Here is a 12,267-nt window from a genome sequence, read left to right on the forward strand (position 1 = left end):
GCGTTTGCGCATTACATAGGCGGGACCCACCCCGCGGAGACCTCAATGACATCGAGAAATGTGAGCTTGTGTGACGTGCGATTGTTGTCTCGATGGGGCTGCGCGGCACTGCTGATGTTGCTTGCTTTGGGGCAGACAGTTCCCGCGGCCGCGGCTGACGAGCCGGACCTGATCTTTCGCCGCTCGACGGTGTTCAAATGGGTGAGCCCTAACGACAAGCTTGCGACCTATGGCGTCGACGACCCCGAGGTCGAGGGCGTCGCCTGTCACTTCACGGTGCCGGAGAAGGGCGGCTTCAAGGGCTGGCTCGGCCTTGCCGAAGAAGTCTCCGATATCTCGCTGGCTTGCCGGCAGATCGGGCCGATCCGCTTCAAGGGCAAGCTCGGCCAGGGCGACGACATGTTCAGCAAGCGGCGGTCGCTGTTCTTCAAGAAGATGCAGATCGTGCGGGGCTGCGACGCCAAGCGCAACGTGCTGGTCTATATGGTCTATTCTGACAAGCTGATCGAGGGCTCGCCGAAGAACTCGACGTCGTCAGTGCCGATCATGCCATGGGGCGCGGCCGACAGCACCGCCGTGCAGAAGTGCGGCGAGTTCATTCAGTAGCGGGAGCAGGGGCTTGGCCCGGGCGGCTGACGCGGTGGACGAGCTAGCGCTTGGTTTGCCCGAACTGCTTCGCGCTGATGCTGAGGCCGGGGCGCGCCTTCGGGTCGTGGCAGCCGACGAGGCGGACCAGCTTCTGTTGCGCGCACTCATTGTCGCCCATCACATAGGCGCCCTGCTGTGGCATCGCGGCCGTCATCTGTTGCTGCTGGCCGGATTTGCTGGCCGCGGATTGATTGCCAACACCGATGTTGCCATTGCCCACGACTGACATCCTTCGTTGGATCGGGAATCACCTCAACGTGCCACCGCGGAGATGGTTGCACGGCGCCCAGATGAGTCGGCCGAACCGCCGGCCGGTTCACGCCGCCCTTGCTGTGCTGCTTCCTGTCTCAGCAGAGGAAAGTTAAGAAAGCGCGGTAGCCCGCTCAATTTGCACGCATAATCCGTAGGCGGTTCCCAGACGCCGGGCGGTACTCGGCGCGCGAAATCTTGAACAGCTTACCGGCGGCGTGCTCTCACTGAAAACATTGGTGTTTTCCGGCTAATGTTTCGTGGGCTGCCGGCCGACGAAACAATTCTCCGGCCGACGAAACCATTTTCAGCTTGTTCCGCAGAACTCCCGAAACCGCAGATCGTTATCAAACCGTCAACACAACGGCGCCGGACGCCGAACAGGAATGACGGAGACTGTCAGATGCGGACCATGAGCCTGATCCTCGCCTTCGCTTTCGTGATGGCCGGTTCGTCGATGGCTGGTACCCCGGACAATGGTTTGCCCGGCATCGGCACCTTCTCCTACAACGGCTCGCCGGTGGTCACCTCGGCCCCGATGGTGGTGGCGCAGGCCAACTGAGCGCGACGCGACAAACAGAACTGCCGGTAAAGGCTCCCCATGTTGCTCCGTATCTGTTTCGCCGCGATCCTGGCATCGCTCGCCCTCGTAGGTTCCGCGCAAGCCCAATCCCAACTTCCGCTCGACTCGATACAGATCCGGTCGCTGTACCGGGTGCCCGAACCGCGCGACGAGTTCGTACGCCAGTGCGCGCCGCATATGCTCGGGCGCTGGGCGCATCCGGAGGCCGTGTGCGGTTGCCTCCACGACCATGCTGCCGCCACGGTGGACGATCCCGATCTGCGCCAGGCGCTGCTACGTGGCATCAGCGAGACCGGCGTGCCGACCATCGAGACCGATTGGGTGCCGCCGTCCAAGCAAAACGAGATTGGCCCGACCTTCACCAAGATCGCCAAGCCGACGCTGCAATGCATGTTCGAGCCGATCTCGAACTGAGCGGCGTGTTGCCGAATGCAATGATGGACGAGGCGCCTCGCGACAGCGGGGCGCTTTACTTTTTGGCGAGGCGCGGCACGCAGCTTTGGGTCCGCACCACACCGTTCTGGCTCAGCCTGGCACCGATCACCTGCTTGATCTGCCCGGCCGGGCAGGAGCCGTCATCGACCAGGACGCGCTGACCGACCCGGAGGTCGACGATGTCAGCCTCGCGCATGACGGTCTGTGCGGAAGCGGACTGAATGATCGCGGGAAATGCCGCGGCGCTGACCAGCGCGACCAATCCAATGCGCGGCATCGCAGCCTCCTTCACTTGTTCTGAATCTTGACCCCGTCGGGGCCGACATTGATCTGCAGGCCTTCGGGCTGCTTCTTTGCCTGATACAGATTGTAGCCGAGCATTCCTGCGATCACGACCAGCGCGCCGATCACGAGATACAGGACGTTGCGATTGGGCATCCGGTATCTCCGTAAGCGGACACAAAGCGCTTTCGAGCGAAGTGGATACCGCTTCGCGTGAAGAAAACGCGTCAAAACGAGAATCCAGAGCCCCGTTCCGATTCCATCGGAACGGAAAAGGCTCTGACTGAACGCGGGCGACCATAGTCAGGTGGTTGCGATTCTCCTAGAGCGCTGCGGCCCGGCGGATGGCTTCACCGATATCTTGCGCGTTGCGCGTAGCGCAGTCAGCGTTGTCTTCGCCAATTGTTCCGCCGACGCGACCAGTTGCGGAACCGGATGACCGGAGAATCCCAGCACGAAGCCGGGTAGTGGGCGTGCACGATGATAGGTCTCGGCGAGCAGCCAGCCACCGACGCCGCCAGCCGCTTTGGCCTGCGCGGCAACCAACGGATCGGTCGCGGGATCGAGCCGCGCCACCAGATGCAGGCCCTGCGACGGCACGGGAACCGTGAGCTCGCCCTCGGATGCGCGGGTGAGTGTCGACGCCAGCACGTCGCGCGCCTCGCGATAGAGTTTTCGCGATTTGCGCAGGTTCGCAGCGAAGGCGCCGGAGTTCAGCATGTCGGCGACCGCGCCTTCCATCAGGGTGCCGGGAAAGCGATCGAGCGCGGCGCGCGCCGCCGTCACCGGACCGATCAAGGCTTCGGGCAGGGCGCAGTAACCGATCCGCAATCCCGGAAACAGCGTCTTTGCAAACGTCCCCATGTAGATCACGCGGCGCAGATGATCGATGCCGGCGAGCGACAGCAGCGGCGCGCCGTCATAGCGGAACTCGCTGTCGTAATCGTCTTCGAACACGAAGGCGCCGGCATCGCGGGCCCAGTCGAGCAGCTCGAGCCGGCGCGGCATCGCCATCTGCACGCCGAGTGGAAACTGGTGCGATGGCGTGACATAGGCGGCGCGCGCCGCGGGAGCGGATAAGCGTCCCTTGTCGACGCGCATGCCCGAGCCATCGACCGGCACCGAGACCGGGCGATAGCCGCAATGCTCGATCGCGCGCCGAGCCGCCGGATAGCCGGGGTCCTCGCACCACACCTGATCGCCGGGCTTGAGGATTGCCCCGAGCACGATGCGCAGCGCATGCAGCGTGCCCGAGGCCAGCATGATCTGGTCGGGATCGCAGCGCAGCCCGCGCGCCGACAGCAGATGGTCCGAGATCGCGGCGCGCAACTCGCTGCTGCCGCGGGGATCGCCGTAATGCAGATGCTCGGAGCCGAAGGCGCGCAGCCGGCGGCCGGCAAAGGCGCGGAAGCGCTGCAGCGCGCGGTCATCGATATGGGTGCAGCCGAGCGACAGCGCATTGTGCTGCGGCGGCTCGATCTCGATCTTCGCGCGTCGCGGCGCTGTGGCCTGGGCCGGAATGCGCGCCGCGACGAAGGTGCCGGAGCCGGTGATTGCGACCGCGAAGCCGTCGGCGATCAGCCGCTCATAGGCCGTGGTGACCGCGTTGCGGCGGAAGCCGGTCTGCTTGGCGAGGGCGCGCGACGGCGGCAGCGGCTCGCCTGGCTTGACGAGGCCGCCGACGATCGTGTGGCACAGCGCCTGATAGAGCCGCTGCTGCGAGGCCGCTGCTGCCGTCACGTGCGGGCCGGTGAGGTCGAGCGGCAGCTCGGGCTTGCGCGCCGCGGGCTTGCGGGAATTGGTCGGAATTTTTCGCATAGAATTGGCACTATCGCAGACCAAATGGGCCGCTACAACTCTGGACAGATTCCAGATTTCGAAAGGCACTGCAGTGACCGAAGGCGCGTCCACTCCGTCCTACCCCATGTCGTCCCGCAACCGGGTCAAGCGTCGCCATGACCGCGGCTTCTACGACCACGCTACCGTGCACAAGATCCTGGACGCCTCGATGCTGTGCCACGTCTCCTACGTGATCGACGGACAGCCCTATTGCACGCCGACCTTCTTCTGGCGCGAGGGCACCAAGCTCTATTGGCACGGCTCCAGCGCGAGCCGGATGCTGGAGAACCAGTCGGAAGGGCAGCGGGTGTGCCTGACGGTCGCCCATCTCGACAGCCTGGTGCTGGCGCGCTGCGGCTTCAACCATTCGGCCGACTATCGCGCGGTGATGGCGTTCGGCACCGCCCATCTCGTCACCGATCCGGAAGAGAAGGAGCGCGCGATCGTTGCGATGGTCGACCGCTTCTTTCCCGAGCGCACCGCAAGCCTGCGCGCCAGCAACAAGCAGGAGATCAAGGCGACCTCGTTCATCGCGATGGAGATCGAGGAGGCCTCGGCAAAGGTGCGCGCCAAGGGCGTCGCCGACGACGACGAGGATTACGAGTTGCCGATCTACGCCGAGCGCATTCCGGTGCGCACCGTGCTCGGCGCGCCCGAGCCGTGTCCGCGGCTGCTCGACGGCGTGACGCGGCCTGCGACGCTCGATGGCTATTCGGAAGGCCGTCTGCTCGAAGATGCATTGCGGGATGCTTATTTTGCGCAATACAAGGAGGGGTGAAATCGGGTTACGGTGCGGCTCCCGCCCTTTCTGATGTCCCCCATGGAGCTGCCGAATGACTGCCGAGACGCAACAACGAATCCTTGCTGCCGTAGACGAGGGATTCGATGCGCAGCTTGCGACGACGCAGGCCCTTGTCGCGATCCCCTCGACCCGCGGCGCCGAGGGGCCGTGCCAGGACATGATCGGCGATCTCCTGCGCGAGCGCGGCTATGAGGTCGACGACTGGCACATCAATCTCGACGAGCTGAAGGATTTGCGCGGCTTCGGCCCGATCGAGCATGATTTCTCCAAGGCGCGCACGGTGGTCGGCACCTACCGCCCGGCCACCAATGCCGGCAAATCGCTGATCCTGCAGGGCCACTGCGACGTGGTGCCGACCGGTCCGCTCGAGATGTGGGAGACGCCGCCGTTCTCGCCCGTCATCAAGGACGGCAGGATGTATGGCCGCGGCGCCTGCGACATGAAGTCCGGCACCATCGCTGCGCTCTACGCGCTGGATGCGATCAAGCAGGCCGGCCTGAAGCCGACGGCGCGGATTCACTTCCAGTCTGTGATCGAGGAGGAGAGCACCGGTGTCGGCGCGCTCTCGACTTTGCAGCGCGGCTACCGCGCCGATGCCTGCTTCATCCCGGAGCCGACCAACGGCAAGATGATCCGCTCGCAGGTCGGCGTGATCTGGTTCCGCCTGAAGGTACGCGGCTTCCCGGTGCATGTGTTCGAGGCCGGCGCCGGCTCGAACGCGATCATGGCGGCGTATCACCTGGTGCATGCGCTGGAGAAGCTCGAGATCGCCTGGAACGAGCGCGCCAAGGCCGATCGTCATTTCAAGAACGTCAATCATCCGATCAACTTCAATCCGGGCATCATCAAGGGCGGTGACTGGGCCTCCAGCGTGCCGGCCTGGTGCGATGTCGACTGCCGCATCGCGGTGCTGCCGGGCTGGTCGATCGCCGAGTGCCAGAAGGAGATTCTGGCCTGCGTGTTGGCCGCGGCGCGCGATCACCGCTTCCTCTCCAACAATCCGCCGCAGGTGGAATGGTCGGGATTCCTGTCGGAAGGCTACGAACTGGTGAACTCCGAAGCGCCGGAAGCGGCCTTCGCCATGGCGCATCAGGCGGTCTATGGCGGGGCGGTGGAAGACCGCGCCTTCACCGCGCTGACCGACACGCGCTTCTACGGCCTGAACTACGACATCCCGAGCCTCTGCTTCGGCGCCAGTGGCGCGGCGATGCACGGCTTCAACGAATACGTCGAATTGGACTCGCTGCGGAAGTCAACCAAGGCCATCGCGCTGTTCATCGCGGAATGGTGCGGAGTGGAGAAGGCGTAGGGTAGCCTCTCCGTCATTGCGAGGAGCGAAGCGACGAAGCAATCCATTTCGCGGCAAGCGGTGACATGGATTGCTTCGCTTCGCTCGCAATGACGGCGCAGTTGTCCTATGCGCGCCCCGCCCATAACGCCTTGACGATCGCATCGAGCCCGTCGGTCAGTGCGGCGGGGCCGGGCTGCAGGATAATCGGCGACTTGATCTCGACGATGCGGTTGTCGCGCACCGCTGGGATGTCGCTCCAGCCACAGCGCTTGCGGATGCGGTCGGGCACGACCCTCTTGCCGCACCAGGAGGCCAGGATGACGTCGGGCATCGCCGCGCGCACGGCGTCGGGCGTGACGATGCGATCCTTGGCCGCCTGGTGCACCCGCAGATGCGGCAGCGCGTCCTCGCCGCCGGCTATCTCGATCAGTTCGGACACCCAGCCGATGCCGCTGATCAGCGGATCGTCCCATTCCTCGAAATAGACTCTTGGCCGCGGGGCCGGACGCGGCGCTGCCGCGATAGCGGCCAGCCGTTGTTCGAGGCCTTGCGCGAGTTGCCCGGCGCGCTCGGCGGCACCGACCATCGCACCCAAAGTGCGGATCATCGCAAGGATCCCGGCGACGTCGCGCTGGTTGAAGACATGGACGGCGACACCGGCACGCACGAGATCGGCGACGATGTCGGCCTGCAGATCGGAGAAGGCGAGCACCAGATCGGGATCGAGTGCCAGGATCTTTGGGATGTCGGCGGAGATGAACGCCGACACACGCGGCTTCTCGCGGCGGACCTGCGGTGGCCGCACCGCATAGCCGGAGACGCCGACGATGCGGTCCTGCTCGCCGAGCAGATACAGCGTCTCGACCGTCTCTTCGGTCAGGCAGACGATCCGGCAGGAAGGGAAGTCACGCATCGCGGACGGTATGCAGACTCGCCAAGGATTGTCACGGCGGCCATGACGTCATCCGTTCCATTACCTCGCACGTCATTGCCGGGCTTGACCCGGCAATCCATCATGCAGAGGAAGCTTCTCGCGAGGACGATGGATACGCGGGTCAAGCCCGCGTGTGACGCCAGAAAAACCGGAGGAACGTGATGACGCCGCTCGAAAAGATCCAGTCCATGAAGATGCCGTTTGCGGAACTGAAGGGCGTCACCTTCACCGAGGCCGGCCCGGATCGCGTGGTTGCGAAAATGCTGGTGCGGCCGGACCTCTGTACCCTCCGCAACACCATCCACGGCGGCGCGGTGATGGCCTTCGCCGACTCGGTCGGCGCCGCCGCCACCGTGATCAACCTGCCTGAGGACGCCAAGGGCACCACGACGCTGGAGAGCAAGACCAACTTCATCGGCGGGGCCAAGGAGGGGACCACCGTGATCGCAACGGCGACGCCGGTCCATCGGGGCCGGCGAACCCAGGTCTGGCAGACCAGGCTGGAGACCGAGGACGGCAAGCTGGTCGCGGTGGTCACTCAAACTCAGCTGGTATTATGATGAGGTGATGATATGATTTTCCGATCACATCATTGTTTATTTAAATGAATCTCAGTACTTGAATTATATGCTGCGATGCACAATACTGGGGTGCTAGGGACTCGACGCCTCCTCGAGGGCTACCAAGAGGAGTTATGAAATGAACTATGATTCCATCCGTCCGACGTCCGCCAAGGGCACCGTGCGGACGTTGAGCCAGCAGGAGGAGCTTCCTCTGCTGCGCGATCACCTGTTGCGACTGGACCGTACCAGCCGCCATGATCGTTTTCATGGCTTCATCGACGACAGTTTCATCCGCCGCTATGCCGAGCGTTGCGCCAACGACGGCACGGTCATCATTGCCTATTTCGAGGATGGCGTGGTCCGCGGCGCGGCCGAACTGCATCCGCCGGAGCAGTCACCGGATGTGCAGCCGGAAATCGCCTTCAGTGTGGAGCGGTCGGTGCGGCGCAAGGGCGTCGGCAGCACCCTGTTCCGCAAGCTGATCGCTGAGGCGCATGCCAATGGCTACAGCAGCCTGCGCATCACCACGGGCGCGCAGAACGACGCGATGCGTGCGCTCGCCACCAAGTTCGGTGCGCAGCTGACCTTCCGTCACGGTGAATCCACCGGCAGCATCGATCTGACCGAGCGGAACCAGCCTGAACCGGCGCCGGCCGCTGCACCGGTTACGCCGGTCGAGGCCGCGCGCGCGATCGTCGACATGAACCGCGCCTATTGGCGAATGGTGATGCAGATGTCCGGCTGGGGCCGGGCAGCTTGACCGATAGCGTTTCCAAGCGAAGTGGACACCGGTTCGCGTGAAGGAAACGCGTCCAATAAGAGTCTCGGATCAGACGCAAAAAGGGCAATCCGCTCAGCGGATTGCCCTTTTTCTTTAACTCGCCGGATGTCGTTGTTCAGGTGCCGGTGCGCTTGGCGGGCGCGAGACGGCGGACCACGCGGCGCTCGACCACGACCGAGCGCTGCGCGCCCTGTTCGCCGGCGATCACGCGGGTTGCCGTACCGGTGCGGGCGCTGACGCGCGCGGTCTTCTTCACCTCGGCCAGCACCTCTTCATAGGGCAGCCCCATCAGCGACGACGCGATCTCGGCCTGGGCCTCCACGTCATCGGTGATGCCGATGGCGGCGAAGATTGCCTCCTCCAGCGTCGGCGGATCATGCCGCACGCGCCGGGTGCCATACTTGGTGTTCCAGTCTCCGCTCATCGCCGCCTCATCTTTGAATCGCGGGAGATACGTAAGGTCCCCAATGTTGCATTGCAATATGAATATGAGATGGCAATCCAGCCATGCAGCTAGAGTCTCTCAATCTTGTGAGCGTCATAAAGTTCGATGGTGGTCGCCGCGGCCGCAAGGGATTGCAGGGACCGGACGAAATCGCGTGAGGCAGGGACCGCGAAATGCGCCGCCAGCGCGGCGCGGTCGGCCCATTGCTCGAAAAATACCAGCCTGAGCGGATTCTCGCAGTCGACCTGGACCGCGTGGGAGATGCAGCCGGGCTCGGTGCGCGAGCGATGGACATGTTCGAGGCTCAACCGCCGCACCTCGTCGAACGAGTCGAGGCGGGCGGTGACGCTGCCGGTGACGACAATCATGATCTCCCCCAGTCCGTTACGGGGCGGCTTCCGCCCCTGACGCATTGATCGGTTGCTGCGGCCAGCGCTTCAGCGCGGCACGGCCGGCATCGGTCAACACATAGATGCCGCGCTCCGCGCGATCGAACCAGCCGTAGACATTATGCTGCAGGATCTTGCCGGCGTCGGGAATCTCGGCGCGGAGGTCGCGCACCCGCCGGGGCCCATCGGACAGCGCACAGGCGCAGGCCAGCGCCTGCTGCCGGTAGGCGGTCATGATCGGCGCGCGCGTCGATCCGCCCGTGGCTGGATCGCCCTTGCGCTTCCGGTGCTCGGAGATCAGGCGCGAGCGCTTCTTCGGATTGCGGCGCGGTGCCGCAGTCGGCGGCGGCACCAGCACCTCGACGTCGCCGCGGTCGGTGACGCCGAGCATGCCGAAGCCGAGCCGCCGGCACAGATTGCGATACCGCGCGTCGCTCTCGCGGCCCTTGCCGCGGGCCGAAACCTTGGCCGCGATCCACACCTCGTCGGCGGCGCCGGCGCGATCGACCGCCTGCAGGATCAGTTCGAGATTGAAGGCGAGCTTCAACTCACCGACCACGACGACAGGTGGATCGCCGCCGCTCAGCGCCACGAGGTCGCAGCCGCCGATCTCGCCCTTCACCGTGAAGCCGAGCTTTTCGAGGAAGTGTTTGACGGGCAGATAAAGCGCGGTTTCCAACAGGCAGGCTCCTGCGGCATCCGGCCGCGACTCAGGCGCCAGCATAGCGCGGAATTGCACCCACTGAGGCGGATGGAATTTGCCCAAAGCGCAGCCAGGCGGCTATTATTGGGCCGGGACAGGGCGCGACCATTACATGATCCGGAACGGCCTCTATCACATCACCGTCGAATTTCTCGATGGAGTCTCTGGCGGCAACCAGGGCGTCATGGTGCTGCGCGACGGCCAGATGCGCGGCGGTGACTCGTTCTTCTTCGCCCATGGCAGCTACACCGCGGCCGACGGCAAGTGGAAGGGCGAGGTCACCAACGAGGAGCATTCGCCGACCTATGGCGAGCGCCCGGTGTGGGAACGCAAGGTGGTCACCATCGGTTTTACCGGCACCTACACCGACGAGACCGCCGAGGGCAACGGCATGGCGCTGGCCGGCAAGCAGAGCATCCGCTTCAGGTCGAAGCTGCGGCTGCTGGTTGCTGACTAAACCCGCCCATTCACCGGCAGCAACGCGCCGGTGACGGCGCTTGCGGCGTCGCTGGCGAGGAACAGGATCACGTCGGCGAGTTCCTTTGGCGTCACCCATTTCGAAATGTCGGCCTTCGGCATCGCGGCGCGATTGGCGGCGGTGTCGATGATCGAGGGCAGCACGGCATTGACCGTGACCTTGCCCTTGAGTTCGGCGGCGAGCGACTCGGTGAGGCGGTGCACGCCGGCCTTTGACGCAGCGTAGGGGCCCATCCCGGACGCCGCCTGCAGTGCGCCGAGCGCACCGATATTGATGATGCGTCCGGCGCCGGATTTGGTGAGATGCGGGATCGCCGCATGCGACGTATTGAAGGCGGTCATCACGTTCATCGCGTACATGCGCTGCCAGGTCGCGGGATCGCCGTCGCTCACCGCCTCGAAGGTAAAGCCGCCTGCGATATTGATCAGCCCGTCGAGCCGGCCGAAATGCGCCGCCGCCTTGTCGATCGCAGCCGTCGCCTGCGCGGTGTCGGTGAGGTCGACGCCGCCGAGCTCGATACGATCGGCCGTCGCGGCAAGCTGCGAGGCCGCATGATCGATGCCGGCAACGCGCGCGCCGCGCGCCAGGGCTTCTTCGGCGACCACCTTGCCAAGCGCGCCGAGCGCGCCGGTGATGACGATGGCTTTTCCGTTCATGGCGGTCTCCGTATCAGCAACAGGTTGCTACCCACTATGATCAGGCGGATTTCATTTGCAATGCCGCCAATTTCGTCTCCTACTGCGCGCATTAATCAATTTATTCGCCTCAAGGATGTTTGCGATGCCGACACCAAGGCCGTGCGAAACCCATCTCGAACTCGTCAAGTTCGGACATCGGCTGCCGCACTTCGCGGAAGCGCTCAGACATCAGCGCAAGATCAAGGTGGTGGCGCTCGGATCGTCGTCGACGGCGGGCGCAGACAACATCCTGCCATACCCGCCGCGGCTCGAAATGCTGCTGCGGCAACGCTTCTTCGGCCGGATGATCGATGTGATCAACCGCGGGATCGGCGGCCAGGAGGCGCCGGAGGAATATTCGCGCATCGAGTCCGACGTCACGACCGAGGCGCCGGTGCTGGTGATCTGGCAGGTCGGCACCAACGCCGTCTACAAGAGCTACAATCCGGCCGAGGTGCGCGCCACGCTGGAGGCCGGGCTCGACGTGCTCGCCGCGCAGCCGCTCGACGTGGTCGTGATGGATTCCCAGTACACGCAGGCGATCGTCGGAACGGACGCTGCGCTCAATCTCGCCAATGTGATCATGCCGATGATCGCGGAAGTCACGTCAAGCAAGGGCGTCAATCTGTTCAGTCGGTTCGCGCTGATGAAGCGTTGGGCCGATGCCGGGATTCCGCTTGGCGAGCTCGACGATGGCGGCCAACTTCACACCAGCGAATGGGCGACCAATTGCGTGACCCAGTCGCTGTTCGGCGCGATCGACGAGGCTTTGAAGCCGGAGGCGATCACGTAGCGCTGACTACGTAAGACTACGGAGGTGGGCCGGTTGGATAAAATTTGCGGCACTTCCGTAAGTCGTTTTCAGAATCCTTTCCTTAGAAGCGGAACTCCAGCCAAGGTAGGGGTTATTCGAATGGGAAATCTTCCGGATCACGGTTTACCGCTCGTTCAGCTTAAGGAGCAGCGGCGCGATCTCGTGGTGGCGCTGCAAAACCGCAACGGACCGGTGGGCAGCTGGGAATTGATGCAGATCGCGGCGATCCAGCAGGCGATCTCGGCGTTCGAGGATGTGATTGCCGACCTCGATGCGGAGCTTGAGCTCGAGGCCGCGGCGGCCTGAGCTTTTTTCAGTTTGGCTGCGTTTTCTTCACGCGAACCGGTGTCCACT

The 12,267-nt window shown here is 64.3% G+C and carries 19 protein-coding genes; 10 read left to right on the forward strand and 9 right to left on the reverse strand.

The window, feature by feature from the left end; all coding sequences use genetic code 11:
- The first annotated feature begins 45 nt into the window (after positions 1-45).
- Positions 46-606: a CreA family protein gene (locus JQ573_RS02395; RefSeq protein WP_212317667.1), complete on the forward strand. Its 561-nt coding sequence runs from the start codon at positions 46-48 to the stop codon at positions 604-606.
- Positions 607-649: 43 nt separating this feature from the next.
- Here JQ573_RS02395 and JQ573_RS02400 read toward each other — a convergent pair whose 3' ends face one another.
- The gene (locus JQ573_RS02400; protein WP_212317665.1) at positions 650-877 is read right to left on the reverse strand and encodes a hypothetical protein; all 228 of its coding nucleotides are present in this window, start codon (positions 875-877) and stop codon (positions 650-652) included.
- 423 nt (positions 878-1,300) lie between these two features.
- Between JQ573_RS02400 and JQ573_RS02405 the strand changes: the two genes are divergently transcribed.
- Positions 1,301-1,459, forward strand: a complete 159-nt coding sequence (locus JQ573_RS02405) for a hypothetical protein (protein WP_021079698.1) — start codon at positions 1,301-1,303, stop codon at positions 1,457-1,459.
- Positions 1,460-1,498: 39 nt separating this feature from the next.
- Positions 1,499-1,894: a hypothetical protein gene (locus JQ573_RS02410; RefSeq protein WP_212317663.1), complete on the forward strand. Its 396-nt coding sequence runs from the start codon at positions 1,499-1,501 to the stop codon at positions 1,892-1,894.
- 55 nt (positions 1,895-1,949) lie between these two features.
- Here JQ573_RS02410 and JQ573_RS02415 read toward each other — a convergent pair whose 3' ends face one another.
- From JQ573_RS02415 to JQ573_RS02425, 3 genes are all read right to left on the reverse strand, one after another.
- Positions 1,950-2,192 carry a DUF6719 family protein gene (locus JQ573_RS02415; protein WP_249131187.1) on the reverse strand — a complete coding sequence of 81 codons (243 nt, stop codon included), beginning with the start codon at positions 2,190-2,192 and terminating at the stop codon, positions 1,950-1,952.
- Positions 2,193-2,203: 11 nt separating this feature from the next.
- Complete coding sequence (locus tag JQ573_RS02420; protein WP_165445530.1) at positions 2,204-2,353, reverse strand: hypothetical protein; 150 nt, start codon at positions 2,351-2,353, stop codon at positions 2,204-2,206.
- A 147-nt stretch (positions 2,354-2,500) separates the two neighbouring features.
- Complete coding sequence (locus tag JQ573_RS02425; protein WP_212317659.1) at positions 2,501-4,015, reverse strand: PLP-dependent aminotransferase family protein; 1,515 nt, start codon at positions 4,013-4,015, stop codon at positions 2,501-2,503.
- A gap of 106 nt (positions 4,016-4,121) precedes the next feature.
- Between JQ573_RS02425 and JQ573_RS02430 the strand changes: the two genes are divergently transcribed.
- The gene (locus JQ573_RS02430) at positions 4,122-4,814 is read left to right on the forward strand and encodes a pyridoxamine 5'-phosphate oxidase family protein (RefSeq protein ID WP_249131188.1); all 693 of its coding nucleotides are present in this window, start codon (positions 4,122-4,124) and stop codon (positions 4,812-4,814) included.
- Between the two features lie 55 nt (positions 4,815-4,869).
- The gene (locus JQ573_RS02435) at positions 4,870-6,147 is read left to right on the forward strand and encodes an ArgE/DapE family deacylase (RefSeq protein ID WP_212317655.1); all 1,278 of its coding nucleotides are present in this window, start codon (positions 4,870-4,872) and stop codon (positions 6,145-6,147) included.
- A 106-nt stretch (positions 6,148-6,253) separates the two neighbouring features.
- Here JQ573_RS02435 and JQ573_RS02440 read toward each other — a convergent pair whose 3' ends face one another.
- Entirely contained in the window at positions 6,254-7,042 is a 789-nt protein-coding gene (locus tag JQ573_RS02440; RefSeq protein ID WP_212317653.1) for a cobalamin-binding protein, read from the reverse strand.
- A gap of 182 nt (positions 7,043-7,224) precedes the next feature.
- Between JQ573_RS02440 and JQ573_RS02445 the strand changes: the two genes are divergently transcribed.
- Together JQ573_RS02445 and JQ573_RS02450 are read left to right on the forward strand one after the other, a co-directional pair.
- Positions 7,225-7,623: a PaaI family thioesterase gene (locus tag JQ573_RS02445; RefSeq protein WP_212317651.1), complete on the forward strand. Its 399-nt coding sequence runs from the start codon at positions 7,225-7,227 to the stop codon at positions 7,621-7,623.
- Positions 7,624-7,762: 139 nt separating this feature from the next.
- A complete protein-coding gene (locus JQ573_RS02450) occupies positions 7,763-8,386 on the forward strand; it encodes a GNAT family N-acetyltransferase (RefSeq protein WP_212317649.1) in 624 nt (207 codons plus the stop codon).
- A 136-nt stretch (positions 8,387-8,522) separates the two neighbouring features.
- Here JQ573_RS02450 and JQ573_RS02455 read toward each other — a convergent pair whose 3' ends face one another.
- The 3 genes from JQ573_RS02455 to JQ573_RS02465 all read right to left on the reverse strand — a co-directional run bounded on the left by JQ573_RS02455 (position 8,523) and on the right by JQ573_RS02465 (position 9,920).
- Positions 8,523-8,831, reverse strand: coding sequence for a hypothetical protein (locus JQ573_RS02455; protein ID WP_050401418.1), 309 nt, complete (start codon positions 8,829-8,831; stop codon positions 8,523-8,525).
- An 89-nt stretch (positions 8,832-8,920) separates the two neighbouring features.
- On the reverse strand, positions 8,921-9,220 hold the full coding sequence (locus JQ573_RS02460) for a putative quinol monooxygenase (protein ID WP_212317647.1): 300 nt from the start codon (positions 9,218-9,220) through the stop codon (positions 8,921-8,923).
- Between the two features lie 16 nt (positions 9,221-9,236).
- Positions 9,237-9,920, reverse strand: a complete 684-nt coding sequence (locus JQ573_RS02465) for a DUF2161 domain-containing phosphodiesterase (protein WP_212317645.1) — start codon at positions 9,918-9,920, stop codon at positions 9,237-9,239.
- Between the two features lie 79 nt (positions 9,921-9,999).
- Between JQ573_RS02465 and JQ573_RS02470 the strand changes: the two genes are divergently transcribed.
- Entirely contained in the window at positions 10,000-10,401 is a 402-nt protein-coding gene (locus JQ573_RS02470; protein ID WP_249131189.1) for a GrlR family regulatory protein, read from the forward strand.
- Here JQ573_RS02470 and fabG read toward each other — a convergent pair.
- Positions 10,398-11,078: a 3-oxoacyl-ACP reductase FabG gene (gene fabG / locus JQ573_RS02475; protein WP_212317641.1), complete on the reverse strand. Its 681-nt coding sequence runs from the start codon at positions 11,076-11,078 to the stop codon at positions 10,398-10,400. The genes JQ573_RS02470 and fabG overlap by 4 nt on opposite strands.
- Positions 11,079-11,202: 124 nt before the next feature.
- Here fabG and JQ573_RS02480 point away from each other — a divergent pair, with 124 nt between their 5' ends.
- Together JQ573_RS02480 and JQ573_RS02485 are read left to right on the forward strand one after the other, a co-directional pair.
- Positions 11,203-11,892 (forward strand): SGNH/GDSL hydrolase family protein, encoded by a 690-nt coding sequence (locus JQ573_RS02480; RefSeq protein WP_212317639.1) that lies wholly within the window; start codon positions 11,203-11,205, stop codon positions 11,890-11,892.
- A 120-nt stretch (positions 11,893-12,012) separates the two neighbouring features.
- On the forward strand, positions 12,013-12,219 hold the full coding sequence (locus JQ573_RS02485) for a hypothetical protein (protein WP_038375209.1): 207 nt from the start codon (positions 12,013-12,015) through the stop codon (positions 12,217-12,219).
- The last annotated feature ends 48 nt before the right edge of the window (positions 12,220-12,267 follow it).

Origin of the sequence: Bradyrhizobium sp. AUGA SZCCT0105 (assembly GCF_018129565.1) — a bacterium.
Taxonomy (GTDB): Bacteria; Pseudomonadota; Alphaproteobacteria; order Rhizobiales; family Xanthobacteraceae; genus Bradyrhizobium.